This window comes from Leucobacter chromiireducens (genome assembly GCF_003917135.1).
Lineage (GTDB): Bacteria > Actinomycetota > Actinomycetes > Actinomycetales > Microbacteriaceae > Leucobacter > Leucobacter chromiireducens_A.
Window position 1 is genome coordinate 140,914 of the sequence record NZ_RPDI01000001.1, and the last position, 17,058, is coordinate 157,971.

Consider the following 17,058-nt stretch of genomic DNA (forward strand, 5'->3'; position numbering starts at 1 on the left):
CCAAGGGACGTGAGGATCATGAGCAGCAGGAGACGCGCCGCACTGGCGCTGACCGCGGGGGCCGCGCTTTTCGCGCTGAGCGCCTGCTCGTCGGGGGACGCAAGCACCGGGGGCGGCGAGGGCGGCGAGGGGGCCATCCCCCTCGGCTACACCGCAACACTGTCCGGAGATTTCGCGAGCTACGGCCTCGAGATGCGCGAAGGCATCGACCTCGCGATTTCTGAGATCAACGCGGACGGGGGCGTCCTGGGCCGTGACCTCACGACCGAGGTCGTTGACGACGAGGGCAAGCCGGCGAACGGTCCAGTGATCGCCCAGGAGATGTGCGACAACGCGGAGATCCCAGCGGTGCTGGGCTTCAGCTTTTCGAGCGTCGCGCTCTCCGGACTCCCCATCTACACGCAGTGCGGGCTGCCGATCGTGGCCGCGGCTGTGACGTCGCCCGAACTCAGCGGTGCGAGCGATATCTTCTTCCGCACGGTGTTCACCGACGCCTACCAGGGCGCGGAAGCCGCGAACTTCATCGCGGAGCACCGCGGCGTGAAGAAGATCGCCGTGCTGTATCAGCAGGACGACTACGGCAAGGGCGTCGCGGACTCGTTCACCGAGGCGTTCGAGGGGGCGGGTGGCGAGATCACGAGCTCGCAGGCGTACCAGCTGGGCACCGTGAACTTCGGCAGCACCGTCGACGCGGCACTGAAGGACGCCCCCGACGCGGTGTTCATCGGCGGCTTCTACACGGAGGCTGGCAAGATCGTGAACCAGGTCCGTGACGCGGGCTCTGAGCTGCCCATCTTCGCCTCGGACGGGGCGGCGAGCCCGCTGTTTCTCGAGCTCGCCGGGGACAATGCCGAGGGCGTCGAGGTCTACTCGGCCTTCTCCGCGAGCGACCCGCGGCCCGAGTCCGCAGCGTTTGTCGAGGCCTTCACGGCGAAGTATGACAAGGAGCCGACCTCCTGGGCGGCGCTCGCATACGACGCAACGTATGTCGCCGCGCAGGGCATCGAATCGGCCGGGAGTACCGACCGCGCCGCGGTCGCCGACGCGATCCGAGCGACCGACGGCTACGCGGGAGCATCAGGCACGATCAGCTTCGACGACGAGGGCAACCGTGTTGGCGAGCTCACCTTCCAGCGCGTCGAGGACGGCAAGTTCGTAGTGATGACGGAGTAGCCCAGGGTGGGGCGCCGTACGGCGCCCCACCACCGGTGCTCCTCCTCGCCACAGATTACGGAGAAATGTGATGCAGGAAATCATCAACGGACTCGCCGTCGGCGGCATCTACGGGCTGCTCGCCGTCGCCTTCAGTGTCGTGTACGGCGTGCTCGGCATGGTCAACTTCGCCTTCGGCGAGATCTTCATGTTCGGGGCGTTCGGCGCACTCGTCGCTGGCCAAACCAACAGCGTCATCGCGGGACAGTCGGTCGACGGCGCCGCGCTGCCCGCGTGGCTCGCGATCCTGATCGGGGTGATCGTCGGCTCGCTGATCGGCTGGCTCATCGAACGGATCGCCTACCGGCCGCTGCGCAGCGCGCCGATCCTCTCGATGCTCATCACGGCGATCGCGGTCTCGATGCTGTTGCGAGCGGTCGCCACCTTCCTGTTCGGTGCCGCGCAGGTGCCCGTGCAACGCCCGGACCTCGGCCCGCCGCTCATGATCCTTGGAGCGCGCGTGCAGCCCATCGACGCCGTCGTGCTCGCGGTTGCGGTGCTCGTGACCCTCGCGTTCTGGGCGGTGATTCGCTTCACCCCCATCGGGCGCGCCATCCGCGCGACTGCGGAGGATAAGGACGCGGCGCGCCTCATGGGGATCGGCGTGGATCGCGTGATCTCCACGACGTTTGTGCTCGGCTCCGCGATGGCGGCGATCGCCGGCCTCCTCTACTCCCAGCGCTACGGATTCGCCGCGGCGACCATGGGGTTTCTCCCCGGGCTCAAGGCGCTTGTCGCCGCAGTGCTGGGCGGAATCGGGAGTATCCCCGGCGCCTTCGTCGGTGGCCTCGTGCTCGGGGTCAGCGAGGAGCTCGCGGCCGCGTACGTGCCGCAGGGGTCCGCCTACCGTGACGTTATCGCGTTCGGGATCCTCGTGATCATCCTGTGGCTCCGCCCGCAGGGCCTGCTCGGCCGTCGAGAGGTGCAGAAGGTCTAATCATGTCAAACACTCACACCACACCCATCGTCGTGCTGAAGCCCGATCTCGGGCTGAACCGTTGGCTCTGGCCCGGCGTGTTCCTCGTGCTCGGGCTCATCGCCCCGCTCGTGCTCCCCGGTGACAAGTGGATCCGGGTGGCAGCACTCGCCCTCGTCTATGTCGCGCTCGCGTCCGGCCTGAACATCCTCGTCGGGCTCACAGGGCTGCTCGACCTCGGCTTCATCGCGTTCTTCATCGTCGGCGCCTACACGGCGGCCATATTCACGGTGAGTACGTTTGGGTCACTCCTCGCGGACAATCCCGCGGCGCTTGCCTGGGTGCTCCCAATCAGCGTGGTGGCCGCCATCGTGTTTGCCGGTATCGCCGGCTCGATCATCGGCTACCCGACGCTCCGCGCTCGCGGGGACTACCTCGCGATCATGACCCTCGCGTTCGGCGAGATCGTTCGCATCGTCTCGATCAACTGGACGGAGTTCACCGGCGGCGCGGTCGGGATTCGCAACATCCCCTCACTCAGCCTGAGCGGTGGCGCGGTCCCTCCCACGACCACCTACTACGTGATTCTCACGGTCGTGGTGATCCTCGTGGTCGCGCTGGCCTCGCTCATCGCCTCGCCGGTGGGGCGGGCCTGGGTTGCGATCCGCGAGGACGAACTCGTGGCCGCGTCCATCGGGATCCGCACCCGCCGCTACAAGCTGCTCGCCTACGTGGTCGGTGCGGCGACGGCCGGCGTGATCGGGGTGTTCTTCGCCCACATGAATCAGTTCGTCAACCCAGACAGCTTCACGCTCGAGGACAACTTCATTGTCCTGAGCCTCGTGATCCTTGGCGGCGCCGGGACACTGTGGGGGCCGATCACTGGCGCGGTGCTGTGGATCTTCTTCCAGGCTGTCGCGAAGGACATTCCCCTGATCCAGGCCCACCCGGAGTTCCGCACCGGCATCCTCGCCCTCATCGTCGTGGTGCTGATGATCCTCCGGCCTGGCGGCATCGTCTCCAAGCGGCTCGAACTGACGCGCGCTCGCGGCGGCGCACTGCCGCCGGCCGGCACGCTCGAGCCGGCGGCGCACGGTGACAACGCTCCGGCTGCGGGCGAGCCGGTGCTCCGCGTGGCCGAGATGAAGCAGGTGTTCGGCGGGCTGACCGCGCTGGAGTCGGTCTCGTTCGAGCTGCGCCACGGCGAAGTTCTCGGTCTGATGGGGCCGAACGGTGCGGGGAAGTCGACGCTGCTGAACGCGATCTCGGGGGTGACCCGGGCGACCTCAGGCACGATCGAGCTTGCTGGGGAGCGCACCGAGCGGCTCGAATCGAACGCGGTTGCGACCCGTGGCATCGCGCGGACGTTCCAAACGGTGCGGCTCTTCTGGGACATGACGGTGCTCGAGAATCTGCTCGTCGGTGGCCACTCGCGGCTTGCGGGCTTTGTCCCCAAGTTCCTCTCCCCGTTCCCGTTCGTCCGCCAGGGCGAGCGCGTGACGGTCGCGGAGGCGGAGGAGATCCTCGCGTTTGTGGACTGCTGGGAGTTCCGTGACCGGCGGGCCTCCTCGCTCGACGCGTACCAGCAGCGGCGGGTCGAGATCGCGCGGGCGCTCATGACCCGGCCGCGTGTGCTGCTGCTCGACGAGCCAGCCGCCGGGTTGAACGAGAGCGAGACCCGCGACCTGGCCGCGCTCATTGCGCGGATCCGGGCGCACGGCATCGACGTGATCCTGATCGAGCACGACATGGATCTCCTGATGGGAGTGTCGGATCGGATTGTGGTGCTCGACCACGGGGTCATCATCGCCGACGGCACCCCCGCCGAAATTCGCACGAATCCAGCGGTGCTGGAGGCCTACCTCGGGAGTGATGCAGCATGAACATGCTTGAGATCAATGAGCTCAACGTGCGCTACGGCGTGGTGCGCGCGGTGCTCGACGCGAGCCTGTCCGTTGACGATGGCGAACTCGTCGTCGTGGTCGGGGCGAACGGTGCGGGGAAGAGCAGTCTGCTTCGTGCGGTCGCTGGCCTGAACAAGCACCGGGGCAGCATCAGTTTCAGGGGTGCCTCGATCGCCGGGTTGCGCGCGGAGCAGCGGGTGAAGCGCGGGCTTTCCCTGGTGCCGGAGGGCCGCCACATCTTCGGGCGCATGAGCGTGCTGGAGAATCTGCAGGTCGCGCACTGGGGTGCGAAGACGAACCTCGGCGCCGGCATCGCGGATGTCTTCGCGCGCTTCCCGCGGCTCGAGGAGCGGAAGCATCAGGTCGCCGCCACGCTGTCCGGGGGCGAGCAGCAGATGCTCGCGCTCTCGCGCGCGCTGATCCGGCAGCCGCGCCTCCTGATGCTCGACGAGCCGTCGATGGGGCTCGCGCCGAAAATCGTCGCGCAAATGTTTGAGATCATTAGTGAGATCAATGCCGCCGGGACGAGTGTGCTGCTCATCGAGCAGAATGCGCGCATGGCACTCTCAATTGCGCATCGTGGTTATCTCATGGAAACCGCTAAGGTCTCCGGAGGTGGTGATGCGCGTGTGATGCTTGAAGACGAGCGACTGCACGAGGCCTATTTCGGCAAGAGCGCCGAGGGCGAAGGCGAGTAGCGACGTCGCGGACTCCGCGCTCGTGCGCGGACCGCGGATGAACGAGATTGGTGGACGAAATGGACTGGGGTTCGATGAACCGGGGCGAAACGCTCTCGGTACCTGACCGGCTCTCGGTCGACCTGGAGCGGTTGATCCTTGAGGGTGAACTCGCGCCGGGCGAGAAGCTCCCAGCCGAGCGCGAGCTCGCGCAGCTCCTCAGCGTGTCTCGCGTCTCCGTGCGCGAGGCACTCCGGGAGCTCGAAAACCGTGGGCTGATCGACCGGAAGCCCGGCAGGGGGACGATTATCCTCGCCCCCGGCGCCGTGGCGAGCGCGTCCGACGACGTCATCGAGGCGTTCTCCGCGATGCGCACGGAGCTCACGGACATCATGGAGCTGCGCGCCATCGTGGAGCCGCCGATCGCCCGGATCACCGCGGCTCGCGCCCAACCGCGCGACCTGACGCAGCTCGAGGAGCTCGTGAAGGCGATGGAGGTCGACGTCACGAAGGAGCGGTACGCCGAACTCGATCGAGCCTTCCATCAGGCGATCGCCCAGTACACGCACAACCCACTGCTCTCCCTCATCAACGAGCAGATCGCCAACCAGATCGCACCGAGCCGCGCGCGCAGGTATCAGACCAAGGCACGCAGGCAGGCGTCGAGCGTCGCGCATCGACGCATCTACGAGGCGATCGCGGCGCGCGACGGTGCGCGTGCCGAGGAGGAAGCCCGCGCGCACGTGCTCGACATCAGTCGGGAGATCGCCAAGGCGGTCGACGAGCACGGGGGAGCGCGATCATGACCACCACTGCGCGCCCGCGCGGCGCCATCTCCACCTCGCACCACCTCGCCACCGAGGCCGGGGCCGCCGTGCTCGCCGCTGGCGGCAACGCGATCGACGCGGCACTCGCCGCTGCCGCGACCCTGTGCGTCGTGTACCCGAACAATGTGGCGCTCGGCGGCGACCTCGTCGCGCTCGTGCGCAGCCCCGACGGCGAGGTGCGCTTCTTGAACGCCACGGGCACCGCGCCTGCGGCGCAGACGCTCACCGCGCTCCGCGAGCGGCACGGCGAGGCGCTCCCGCTGCGCGGGATCGACACGGTCACCGTGCCGGGCGGGGTCTGCGGCTGGAACTCACTGCACGAGTACGGGGCGACCCGGCCGTGGGCGGCGCACTTCGAGGCCGCGATCCGCCACGCTGAGGAGGGGTTCCCCAACTCGCGCTCGGTGGCGGCCGCGCTGATTGAAGACCGGGCGACGCTCGAGCAGGATCCCGGCGCGCGCGCCGTGTTCTACCCGGGCGGTGAGCCGATCGCCGAGGGGGAGACCCTCGCGCAGCCGGCGCTCGCCGGGACACTCCGCCGCATCGCCGCGGGTGGCTCAGCCGAGTTCTACGAGGGCGAGACGGCCGAGCGCTGGATCGCGGGTCTGCAGCGGCTCGGCTCACGAATCACGACGCAAGACGCGATCGACTATCAGGGGTTCTGGGCTGCACCGCTCGAGGGGGCGTTCGGCGACGTGCGCGTGCTCACCGGGCCACCGAACACCTCGGGCTTCATGCTGCTGCGCGCCCTCGACGCGGTCGCCGCGGGCATCGAGGATCCGCTCGGGGCGGGGGCAGGCGAGCTCGCGCGCGCCTTCCGCGACGCCAACGCGATCCGCGCGAGCCACCTCTCGGACCCGACCTTCGGTGGCGCCACCGGCGAGGAGCTCGTCGCGCTCTCCGCTCCAGCGTTCCCGACCGCCGGTGCCGCGAAGGCGAGCGGGGACACCGTCGGCTTCGCCGCGGTGAGCGAGGACGGCTGGGCCGTCTCGTTCATCAACTCCGTGTATTGGAGCTTCGGCGCGCACATCCTCGAACCCGAGACCGGGATCCTGTTCCAGAACCGGGGCACCTCGTTCTCCCTCGATCCGGCTTCCCCGAACGCGTTCGCGCCGGGGAAGCGTCCGCGGCACACCCTCATGCCGGTGCTCATCCTGCGCGGCGACGAGCTCGCCTGGGTGCCTGCGACGATGGGCGGGGCCGCGCAGCCGCAGATCCACGCCCAGTTGCTGCTGCGCGCTCTCGCCGGTGCGACGCCGCACGAGGCGACGCACGCGCCGCGCTGGATGGTGGAGGAGTGGCTCGGGATGGGGCCGGCGCGGGTCATGGCCGAGTCCGATGTGCCGCAGCACACGCGCGACGCGATCGCCGCGGCTGGCTTCGCGATCACCGAGGTCGCCCCGTACACGGAGGATCTCGGCCACTCAAACGTGATCCGCGTGACGCGAGACGGCTACGAGGCCGCGAGCGATCCGCGGTCGGACGGTTCGGCCATCGTGGTGCACGCGTCAGGGTGAGCGGGGCGGCCTCCCGGCACCCCCCAGCACTCAGTACCCCGCCCACGCACTTCCAGAATCGACGCTTCATGACTCAGCCTGCTCGCTCCAGCTTCCTCGTTCTCGCCCTGCTCGGGGCACTCACTGGACTCCTCTCGGGGGTGTTCGGGATCGGTGGCGGCGTCGTCCTCGTCCCGATGCTCGTGATGTTCCTCGGCTTTCAACAGCGGCTCGCGGCCGGCACCTCGGTCGCCGCGATCCTGCCCGCCGCAGTGGTGGGCGGCATCGGCTACGCGGTCCAGGGCAACGTCGACTGGATCACGGCGATCGCGCTGGCGGCCGGCGTGATCGTTGGCGCGCAGATCGGCAGCTACCTGCTCTCGAAGGTGCCGACCGGGTTCCTGCGCTGGCTGTTCATGGGCTTCCTCGCTGCGGTGGTGGTGAGCCTCTGGTTCGTTGTCCCGCAGCGCGACGCCGAGATCGAGAAGAGCACGCTCATCATCGTGCTGCTCGTGGTCACCGGTCTCGTCACCGGCGTACTGTCGGGGCTGCTCGGCGTCGGCGGCGGGGTCGTCGTGGTCCCCGTGCTCATGTTCTTCTTCGGCGCGAGCGACCTCATCGCGAAGGGCACCTCGCTCATCATGCTCATCCCCGGCTCGATCTCGGGCACGATCGGCAACATGCGCCGCCGCAACGTTGACCTTCGCGCCGCCGCGATCCTCGGGATCGCCGCGAGCGTGCTGTCGCCCGTCGGGTCGGTCATCGCGACGCACATCCCGCCGTTCTGGTCGAACGTCGCGTTCTCGCTGCTGCTCGCCTTCGTGCTCGGGCAGATGCTCTGGAAGACGATCAAGAAGTAGCGGCCGGTAATCAGCTCCTGCTGAGCAGACGACCACCGCGCTTGCGCGCCTCGACGATGAGGTCGGTGCGCAGGTGGGTCACGTCGCTCGACCAGATCGGGTGCGCGAGCAGGGCGTAGAGCTCGGCGTGTGTGGTCGCAGTGAGATTCAGCACGAGCTGGTAGTCGCCGGTGATGGCCGCGGCGTATCGCACCTCCGGCCAGGTGCCGAGCTCGTGCCCGAGCGCCTCGACCCGGTGCGGCGGCACCTGGACCCACAGCATCGACTCGACCGGGTAACCGACGAGCGCGGGCTCGACGAGGGCTCGAATCGAGCACTGGCCGGAGCCGAGGAGCCACTCGATCCTGCGTGCCACGGAGGTCTCGCTCATCTTCGCGCGGCGCGCGAGCGCCTCGATGCTGACGCGGCCGTCCTCCTGCAGCGCTCGCAGGATCTCACCGTCCTTGGGACCGCGGCTCTCCGGAATGGTCCACTCGGTGCGGTCGTTCCCGGTCCTGGCGAGGAGCGTCTGCTCCTCGGCCGCGGTGAGCGCGCCGCTGCGCCACCCACGGATCGTCTTGAAGTACTTCAGCACCGGAAACGCGGCAAAGCTCCTGAGCCCCGCGGTTGCTGGCAACTGCAGGGTCAGGAGCTCGCGAAGGTTCTCGTGGTAGCCGATCTCCGCGACCACCTCGGCGCGCCCCGTGGTGAGGTAGCAGAAGGTGACGTCGGCGCGCTGCGCGAGCGCCTCGCTGCTGATGAGGGCGGTGCCGGCCGTGCTCTCGCACGCGAGGATCATCTGGTGCTCGTAGTGCGTCACCGCGGCGACGACCACGCGCCCGCTCTCGAGGAGATCCGAGCCGTGCCGCGCGACCGTGCGCTCGGGCTCGCCGAGCGCCTCCGCGATCTTGCGCCAGGAGGCCCGGCCATCCACCTGGAGCGCGGCCACGATGCGCAGCTGCAAGTGATTCAGCCCTGGTGTGGCCATCTCGCGGTCCTCCTCAACCGATCGTGCTCGGACCCGAGCAGCAGTAGTCTAGCGACGCTGCACGAGTTGTTTCGGTGGCAGTTTTGCAAAGCCAGTCGCCTGCTCATACGCCGCCGCCCACTGCAGCAGTGCGGGGTCGCGGTAGTGGTTCGCGGCGAGCTGCCAGCCGACCGGAAGCCCCTCGGCGGTGAAGCCGCCAGGCATCGCGAGCACGGGCAGGCTCGTCGCCGAGAGCACGCACGCGGAGCGCATCCAGTCGAGGTACGTCCGCGCGGCGACGCCGGCGATCGACTCCGGCCACCGCCAGCTCGCGTCGAAGGGGAGCACCTGCGCTGCCGGGCTGAGGAACGCGTCGTAGCGCGCAAAGAACGCCTGCACCGCGGCCTCCAGCCGGGTGCGCGCGGCCTGCGCCGAGATGAGGTCTGCGGCGCTCAGCTGCTGGCCGGTCTCGACGTTCCAGATCACCTCAGGTTTGATCACGTCACGGTGCGTGGCGAGGAGCGGCCCGATCCCCGTCGCAAAGTCGTAGGCGCGCGTCACCTGGAAGACCTCGTCGGCGTCGGAGAAATCAATGCTCGCCTCCTCGAGGATCGCGCCGGCGTCCTCGAACACCTGCAGCTGCGTGCGCAGCACGTCGACGATCTCCGCCTCGACCGGGATCCCGATCCCGAAGTCGAAGCTGTAGCCGATGCGTACCCCGCGCAGATCGGGGAGCGGCGTGCCGAAGTCGGCCGGCGTGAGCGGGCTCGGGTTCGGCAGGGTGGTCGGCCCCGTGCTTGCGCGCATGAACAGCGCGAGGTCCTCGACGCTCCGCGCCATCGGGCCGGAGCGTGCGAGCCAGGTGTACGCGTTCGTCGCGCCCTCCATCGGGATCACCCCGTAGGAGGGGCGCAGCCCGTACACGTTGCAGAAGGACGCCGGGATCCGGAGCGAGCCGCCCATGTCCGAGCCGTCGCCGAACGCCTGGATGCGCGAGGCGACCACCGCAGCGACGCCGCCGGAGGAGCCGCCGGCCGAGCGGTCGGGGGCGTACGGGTTCGTCGTCGTGCCGAAGAGGTCGTTGAACGTGTGCGACCCCGCGCCAAACTCGGGCACGTTCGTCTTCCCCGTGCGGATCGCGCCGGCCGCCGCGAGCCGCGCGATCTGCAGATCGTCCCGCTCAGGCGTGTGGTGCTCAAGGGCGAGCGAACCCTGCGTCGAGCGCAGCCCAGCGGTGTTGAACGTGTCCTTGTGCGTCATCGGGAGCCCGTGCAGGATCCCCGTCGGCTCACCGTGTGCCGTGCGCTCATCGGCCAGCGCCGCGAGCTCCCTCGCGCGCTCGAAGTCGGTCGTGATCACCGCGTTCACCGGTGCGTTGCGGTCCTCGATCGCGGCGATGTGGCTCTCGAGCGCCTCACGGGCCGAGAGTTCGCGGCGACGGATGAGGTGCGTGACCTCGACTGCGCTCAGGTTTTGGATGTCCATCGGTATCGGATGCCTTTCGCCGTTGAAATGCGGATGCCCCCACCCTGCCGGAACTCGCACGCGCCAAGAAGTGGAAATCCGTGGAATGCGCCAGAACGGGGAGACTCGCCACATCCGTGGCCGATTCGCCCAGGCCCTTGTCGACGGGCAGGCTTCTCCCGCAGGGTGATCGAAAGATTTCTCGTCTTCATCGCATGAGATGCAAAGGAGCACAACATGCCGGCAACTGCGCCGTACCGATTTGCTGACCCCGGATCCACCGACATCTGGGCGATCGCGAACTCGCCGATCCTGTGGATCTTCGCCCTCGGGGTGTTCGCGGTGATCTTCCTCCAGACCTTCCTGTACATCCGCGCAGCGCGCACCGCCGCCGCGGGGATCGACATGCCGCTCAAGGAAATTCGCGAGTCGTACCGGGCCGGCGCGGTCGCCTCGATCGGCCCATCGCTCGCGGTCGTGCTCGTCGCGATCGCCCTGCTCGCCCTGTTTGGCACGCCGGCCGTGCTCGTGCGCATCGGCCTCATCGGCTCCGCCGCGACGGAGACCGCCTCCGCAGGCATCGCCGCGACGAGCATGGGCGCGGAGCTCGGCGCTGACTCCTACACGCAGCAGGTGTTCGCGGTCGCCTTCATGGCGATGAGTCTCTCCGGCGGCATGTGGATGCTCTGCACGCTGCTGCTCACCCCGATCCTGAAGCGTGGCTCGCAAACGCTCAGCAAGCGAAACCCCGCCATCATGGCGCTGATCCCCGCCGCCGCGCTGCTCGGCGCGTTCTCGATGCTCGCCGTTGCGGAGACCGGGAAGTCCTCGCTCCACCTGCTCCTCGTGCTCGTCTCGGCTGGGGTGATGGCGCTGTGCCTGCTCATCGCGAAGCTGCTGCACCTCAAGTGGCTCAAGGAGTGGGCGCTCGGCTTCTCGATCCTCATCGCCCTCTTCGTCGCATTCCTCCTCCACACGCCCGTCGCCGCATAAGCACCTAGGAGCATCGCAATGGAACTCACCACCACACACACTCCAGCCGCGGCCGCCACCGCCGACGCCGCGATGAGCCGGTTCGACCGGCAGACGAGCCGGTACGGATCGGCCACCATGATCCTCGGCCTCCTGCTCTCCCTCGCCGGGCCGTTCTACCTCTTCTTCTTCACCGACCTCGGGCTCAGCTGGCCGATGGTGCTCACCGCGTTCCTTGCCGTCGCGGCCACCTTCGGCGTGTTCTGGGTCGTTGAACCCGTCACCTACTATCCGATTCTCGGCTCGGCGGCGATGTACCAGGCCTTCATGATCGGCAACATCTCGAACAAGCTGCTCCCGGCCGCAATCGTCGCGCAGTCCAGCATCGGGGCGAAGCCCGGCTCGCGCCGCGGCGATCTCGCCTCCGTGATGGCGATCTGCGGCGCGGCAACCGTGCACCTCGTGAGCCTGCTCGTGTTCGTCGGCCTGCTCGGCAGCTGGCTCGTGTCCGTGATCCCCGCCGACCTCATCGAGGTGGCGCGCCTCTACATCCTGCCCTCGCTGATGGGCGCCGTGCTCGTGCAGGCCATCGTGTCGATGAAGCAGCTCCGCCCTACCCTCATCGCGATCGGGCTCGCGCTCATCATGCAGTTCGTCGTGGTCCCCGTCGCTCCCGCGCTCGGCATGTTCGCGACCGCGATCGTCGTGCTCCTCGCCATTGTGCTCTCGCTGGTCCTGCGTGATCGCGCGAGCGCCCAGCCGGCCGAGGACGACGCCCTGGTCAACTAGCGCGATGCCGCGCACGAGCGAAACGGAGCACCACACATGCTGAACACGGAACTGACCGCGGCCGAGCTGGCGCAGCTGCACGACAGCTACCGCCACCTCCACCGCACCCCAGAGCTCTCGATGCAGGAGCACGGCACCGCGGAGTTCATCGAGACCCGGCTCGGGGAGCTGGGGATCGAACACTTCCGCTGCGGCGGGACCGGCGTCGTCGGGATCCTGCGGAACGGGGATGGGCCGGTCGTCGGCTTCCGCGCGGACACCGACGGGCTTCCCATCCGCGAGGACACCGGTGCCGACTACGCCTCAACCGCGACCGGCACCCTGCCGGACGGCACCGTCGTGCCCGTGATGCACGGGTGCGGGCACGATACGCACGTCGCCGCCGCGCTCGCTGCCGCCGCGCTGCTCGTCCGGCAGCCGGAGCGGTGGCGCGGCACGGTCGTGTGGGTGTTCCAGCCGGGGGAGGAGACCGCGGCCGGGGCCGCCGCCATGGTGGCCGACGGCCTCTGGGAGCGCGCCCCGCGCCCCACGGTGGTGCTCGGGCAGCACGTGTTCCCGGCGGCACCGGCCGGCAGCATCGCGCTCGCGACGGGGCCGGCGATGGCGATGGCCGATGCCCTGCGGATCACGGTGCACGGCAGGCAGTCGCACGGCTCGCAGCCGCAGGACTCGATCGACCCGATCGTGCTCGGCGCGCACATGGTGGCCCGGCTGCAGACCATCGTGTCGCGTGAGCTCTCGCCGCAGGCGCCCGCCGTCGTCACGTGCGGCACCTTCCACGCAGGTCTGAAGGAGAACATCATCCCGGCGGAGGCCGAGTTCACCCTGAACATCCGGACGCTCGGGACGGACGTCCGCGACCACGTCCTCGGCGCGATCACGCGCATCGTCAACGCCGAGGCCGACGCGTCGGGCGCCCCTCACCCCACCATCGAGGAGATCTACCGCTTCCCCCAGCTCACGAACGACGAGCGCGAGTCGGAGGAGGTACGCGCCGCGCTCGAGCGTGAGCTCGGCGGGGGGAACGTGTTGCGGATCCCGCCGGCTATGGGGTCGGAGGACTTTGGCACGCTGCCCGACAGCATCGGCGTGCCCGGCGTGTACTGGTTCTTCGGCGGCTTCGCCGCGGACGTCGCCGAGCCCCCGGTCAACCACTCCCCGTACTTCCTCCCGGACCTTGAGCCGACGCTCAGCACGGGAGTCCGCGCGGCCGTCGCCGCGATCGGGCATTACCTCGCCGCGGGCAAGTGATCCGCGTCGTCAGCACGCAAGAAAGGTCAGCAGGATGAACCAGGGAACACTGGATGGGACGTTGGTGGTGGATCTCTCGCGTGCACTCGCGGGGCCGCACGCCGGACAGATGCTGGGGGACCTTGGTGCGCGCGTCATCAAGGTGGAGACGCCGGCTGGCGGCGACGATACGCGGTCGTGGGGGCCTCCCTTCGTTCCCGGCAGCGACGGGGGCAGCTACTCGACGTACTTCCTGTCCTGCAACCGCAACAAGGAGTCGATCGCGCTGGATCTGAAAAGCGAGGACGGCCGCGCGGTACTCACCGACCTCCTGGCCAGGGCCGACGTGCTGATCGAGAACTTCCGCACGGGGGTGATGGATCGGCTGGGGTTCTCGACGGCAGCGCTCGCCGAGCTGAACCCGCGACTCGTGCAGCTCTCCATCACGGGATTTGGGCACGATGGCCCGGAGGGCGGCCGCGCCGGCTACGACCAGATCGTGCAGGGTGAGGCCGGACTGATGTCGCTCACGGGCTCCGGGCCGGACGACCCGCAGCGCGTCGGCACGCCGATCGCCGACCTGCTGGGCGGGATCCACGGGGTCGTCGGCGTGCTTGCCGCCCTCGTTGATCGCACGTGCACCGGCCGCGGCCGCGTGGTGCGCACCTCGCTGCTCTCCTCCGTGGTCGGGGTCCACGCGTTCCAGGGAACGCGTGCGACGGTCGCGGGAGAGCACCCGCGTGCGCAGGGGAACCACCACCCCTCGATTGCGCCCTACGGTCTCTTCCGCTGCCGGGACGGTGCCGTGCAGATGAGTGTGGGGAGCGAGCGCCTCTGGCAGGCGTTCTGCGCGGAGTTCGGCGTGCAGGCCGACGCGTCGGGGTTCGGATCGAACGCCGAGCGCGTGGCGTCGCGTGAGGCCACGATTCGTGCCGTCGAAGCGGCGTTCGCCGACAGTGACACCGAGCAGTTGCTCACCAGACTCGCGGCCGCGGGGATCCCGGCCGGCAAGGTGCGGAGCCTGCCCGAGGTGTACGCGTGGGATCAGGTGAGGTCGCAGGGTCTCGTCGTCGAGGTCGAACACGCGGCGCTCGGCACGATCTCGCTTCCCGGGCCGGCGCTGCGCTTCTTCGACGTCGACGCGGCGGGGGAGACCGAGCGCGCGCGCACGGCGCACCAGGCGCCGCCGACGCTCGATCAGCACGGGGACGAGATCCGCGCCTGGCTCGCGGAGACCGCGGATCGAACGCCCGCCGCGACGGGGGCGCTCGCGTGACCGCCGTGCGGCGCTCCGCGCGCGAGCTCATCGAGCTCATCGCGGACCCTGGGAGCTACGTGAGCTGGGACACGACGCCCGCGCAGCCGGATCTCGGCGACGCCTACCGCGCCGAGCTCGCGGTCGCGGCGGAGAAGAGCGGGGTCGACGAGTCGATCATCACCGGCGAGGCGCGCGTCGACGGGCGACGGGTGGTGCTCATCGCCTGCGAGTTCCGCTTCCTCGCCGGGTCGGTCGGCACGGCGGCTGCCGAGCGCTTCGTGCGCGCGATGGAGCGAGCCACCGCCGAACGCCTGCCGGTGCTGGCGTCGCCGGCCTCCGGCGGCACCCGGATGCAGGAGGGCACCGTCGCGTTCGTCGCGATGGTGAAGATCGCCGCGGCGGTTGCGGCGCACAAGGCCGCCTGCCTGCCCTACCTGGTGTACCTGCGCCACCCCTCGACGGGCGGCGCGCTCGCATCGTTCGGATCCCTCGGGCAGGTCACGGTCGCGGAGCCCGGGGCGCTCGTCGGCTTCCTGGGCCCGCGCGTCTATGAAGCGCTCATGGGGGAGACATTTCCTTCAGGTGTGCAGGTCGCTGAGAATCTCGCGCGGCTTGGCCTCATCGATGGCGTACTCCCCGCGCGGGAACTCCGCGACGTGGTAGGGCGAACACTCCGCATCCTTGAGCGGCCCACGCATCAGCAACTCGTCGAGCTCGCGGAGACACCGGAGTCCGCGCACGAGCGTCCGGCAGGATCCGCGGACGCCTGGGCCTCGATCACCCGGACGCGTGATCCGCGCCGCCCGGGCCTCCGCGAACTGCTCCGCACAGCCGCGACCGATGTCGTGCCGCTCTCTGGCACAGGTCAGGGGGAGCGTGATCCCGGGCTCACGCTGTGCCTCGCCCGCTTCGGCGGCGCTCCCGCCGTCGTCGTGGGACAGGATCGGCGCTCCCAACGCACGCGTGCCCCGCTCGGCCCCGGAGCGCTGCGCGCCGCTCGCCGCGCGATGCGCCTCGCCGACGACCTCCAGCTCCCGCTGATCACCGTGATCGATACGCCGGGCGCCGCGCTCTCACGGGCGGCGGAGGAGGGCGGTCTCGCGTCGGAGATCGCGCACTGCCTCGCTGACCTCGCCACGCACCGCGGGCCCACCCTCTCGATCCTGCTCGGCGAGGGCACGGGCGGCGGCGCGCTCGCGCTGCTGCCGGCCGACCGGACGCTCGCGGCCGAGCACGCGTGGCTGTCGCCGCTTCCCCCGGAGGGGGCGTCGGCGATCGTGCACCGGGACACGGCGCACGCGCCGGAGCTCGCGGCGCAGCAGGGCGTCGCGACCGGCAACCTCGTCGCGCACGGCATCGTGGACCGCGTGATCGCGGAGCACCCGGACGCATCGGACGAGCCGGAGGCTTTCAGCCGCCGGATGGGCGACGCGATCGCGCAGGAGCTCGCGGCCCTTCAGCTGCAGAACGAGGAGCACCGCCGGCTGCGCCGCCACGACCGCTACCGCCGTCCTGGGGCGCTCGGGAGCGGGAGCCTGACTGCCGTCTAGTTGCCCTCGGCCTTGGGGAGCAGTTCCGCCACCGAGCCGAGCACCTCGTCGGGCTGGAAGGGGAAGCGCTCGATCTCGGCGCGATCCGAGATCCCCGTCATCACGAGCACGGTGTGGAGGCCGGCCTCCATGCCCGCGATGATGTCGGTGTCCATGCGGTCCCCGATCATGCCCGTGTTGTGCGAGTGCGCGCCGATCTTGTTGAGCGCCGAGCGGAACATCATGGGGTTCGGCTTGCCGACGATGTAGGGCTCCATACCCGTCGCCTTCGTGATGAGCGCGTTGATGGCGCCCGTCGCTGGGAGCGGGCCCTCCGGGCTCGGCCCCGTGGCGTCCGGGTTCGTTGAGATGAAGCGCGCGCCGCGGCTGATCAGGCGGATCGCTTTCGTGATCGCCTCGAACGAGTAGTTGCGGGTCTCGCCAACCACCACGAAGTCGGGATCAGACTCGGTCATCACGTACCCGGCGTCGTGCAGCGCGGTGAGAATGCCGGCCTCGCCAATGACGAATGCCGAGCCGCCGGGCTTCTGCTGCTTTAGGAAGGCCGCGGTGGCGAGCGCGCTCGTCCAGATCCGGTCCTCGGGGACGTCGATCCCCGAGGCGGCGAGCCGTGCGCTGAGATCGCGCGCGGTGAAGATCGAGTTGTTGGTGAGCACGAGGTAGGGCATTTCTGCCTCGCGCCAGTGCTCGAGCAGTTCGGACGCCCCGGGGATCGCGCGGTTCTCGTGTACGAGCACCCCGTCCATGTCGGTGAGCCAGCACTCGATGTCGTCTCGGCGGGGGTGGACCACACTCTCGATCATGGCTTTAGGATAGCCCGCCCCTGTGAACGCCCGGTTACGCCCGCCCCCCGCCCCGCCCGCCCGCCCCAAGCGGATCGGGGTCACTTCGGCAGGGTGTCGTGTGCCCAGCGGCCGCGACACCCTGCCGAAGTGACCCCGATCCGGGGGAGAGGAG

15 protein-coding genes are annotated in these 17,058 nt (G+C 69.5%); 12 read left to right on the top strand and 3 right to left on the bottom strand.

Annotation, left to right across the window (positions count from 1 at the left end):
* Window positions 1-18 precede the first annotated feature (18 nt).
* The 7 genes from EGM46_RS00595 (at window position 19) to EGM46_RS00625 (ending at window position 7,892) form a co-directional block, all read left to right on the top strand.
* Window positions 19-1,173 (top strand): ABC transporter substrate-binding protein, encoded by a 1,155-nt coding sequence (locus EGM46_RS00595; protein ID WP_125098226.1) that lies wholly within the window; start codon window positions 19-21, stop codon window positions 1,171-1,173.
* A 70-nt stretch (window positions 1,174-1,243) separates the two neighbouring features.
* Window positions 1,244-2,149: a branched-chain amino acid ABC transporter permease gene (locus tag EGM46_RS00600; RefSeq protein ID WP_125098227.1), complete on the top strand. Its 906-nt coding sequence runs from the start codon at window positions 1,244-1,246 to the stop codon at window positions 2,147-2,149.
* Between the two features lie 2 nt (window positions 2,150-2,151).
* Window positions 2,152-4,011 (top strand): branched-chain amino acid ABC transporter ATP-binding protein/permease, encoded by a 1,860-nt coding sequence (locus EGM46_RS00605; RefSeq protein ID WP_125098228.1) that lies wholly within the window; start codon window positions 2,152-2,154, stop codon window positions 4,009-4,011.
* A gap of 26 nt (window positions 4,012-4,037) precedes the next feature.
* Window positions 4,038-4,730, top strand: coding sequence for an ABC transporter ATP-binding protein (locus EGM46_RS00610; RefSeq protein ID WP_241156098.1), 693 nt, complete (start codon window positions 4,038-4,040; stop codon window positions 4,728-4,730).
* 74 nt (window positions 4,731-4,804) lie between these two features.
* Complete coding sequence (locus tag EGM46_RS00615; RefSeq protein ID WP_241156101.1) at window positions 4,805-5,515, top strand: FadR/GntR family transcriptional regulator; 711 nt, start codon at window positions 4,805-4,807, stop codon at window positions 5,513-5,515.
* Window positions 5,512-7,053, top strand: a complete 1,542-nt coding sequence (locus tag EGM46_RS00620; protein WP_125098230.1) for a gamma-glutamyltransferase family protein — start codon at window positions 5,512-5,514, stop codon at window positions 7,051-7,053. Before EGM46_RS00615 ends, EGM46_RS00620 begins: the two co-directional genes overlap by 4 nt.
* Window positions 7,054-7,121: 68 nt before the next feature.
* Entirely contained in the window at window positions 7,122-7,892 is a 771-nt protein-coding gene (locus EGM46_RS00625) for a sulfite exporter TauE/SafE family protein (protein WP_125098231.1), read from the top strand.
* Window positions 7,893-7,902: 10 nt separating this feature from the next.
* Here EGM46_RS00625 and EGM46_RS00630 read toward each other — a convergent pair whose 3' ends face one another.
* Entirely contained in the window at window positions 7,903-8,859 is a 957-nt protein-coding gene (locus tag EGM46_RS00630) for an Lrp/AsnC family transcriptional regulator (protein WP_125098232.1), read from the bottom strand.
* Window positions 8,860-8,907: 48 nt separating this feature from the next.
* A complete protein-coding gene (locus tag EGM46_RS00635; protein ID WP_431194061.1) occupies window positions 8,908-10,329 on the bottom strand; it encodes an amidase in 1,422 nt (473 codons plus the stop codon).
* Between the two features lie 210 nt (window positions 10,330-10,539).
* Between EGM46_RS00635 and EGM46_RS00640 the strand changes: the two genes are divergently transcribed.
* The 5 genes from EGM46_RS00640 to EGM46_RS00660 are packed head-to-tail and all read left to right on the top strand — an operon-like array spanning window position 10,540 to window position 16,101.
* A complete protein-coding gene (locus tag EGM46_RS00640; RefSeq protein WP_125098234.1) occupies window positions 10,540-11,295 on the top strand; it encodes a DUF5058 family protein in 756 nt (251 codons plus the stop codon).
* Between the two features lie 18 nt (window positions 11,296-11,313).
* Window positions 11,314-12,063, top strand: a complete 750-nt coding sequence (locus tag EGM46_RS00645) for a hypothetical protein (RefSeq protein WP_125098235.1) — start codon at window positions 11,314-11,316, stop codon at window positions 12,061-12,063.
* Window positions 12,064-12,099: 36 nt separating this feature from the next.
* Window positions 12,100-13,314 carry an amidohydrolase gene (locus tag EGM46_RS00650; RefSeq protein ID WP_125098236.1) on the top strand — a complete coding sequence of 405 codons (1,215 nt, stop codon included), beginning with the start codon at window positions 12,100-12,102 and terminating at the stop codon, window positions 13,312-13,314.
* Window positions 13,315-13,348: 34 nt separating this feature from the next.
* The gene (locus EGM46_RS00655) at window positions 13,349-14,569 is read left to right on the top strand and encodes a CaiB/BaiF CoA transferase family protein (protein ID WP_125098237.1); all 1,221 of its coding nucleotides are present in this window, start codon (window positions 13,349-13,351) and stop codon (window positions 14,567-14,569) included.
* The gene (locus EGM46_RS00660) at window positions 14,566-16,101 is read left to right on the top strand and encodes a carboxyl transferase domain-containing protein (RefSeq protein WP_125098238.1); all 1,536 of its coding nucleotides are present in this window, start codon (window positions 14,566-14,568) and stop codon (window positions 16,099-16,101) included. Before EGM46_RS00655 ends, EGM46_RS00660 begins: the two co-directional genes overlap by 4 nt.
* On the opposite strand, the gene EGM46_RS00665 is transcribed toward EGM46_RS00660, so the two are convergent.
* The gene (locus tag EGM46_RS00665) at window positions 16,098-16,904 is read right to left on the bottom strand and encodes an HAD-IIA family hydrolase (RefSeq protein ID WP_125098239.1); all 807 of its coding nucleotides are present in this window, start codon (window positions 16,902-16,904) and stop codon (window positions 16,098-16,100) included. The genes EGM46_RS00660 and EGM46_RS00665 overlap by 4 nt on opposite strands.
* Between the last annotated feature and the right edge of the window lie 154 nt (window positions 16,905-17,058).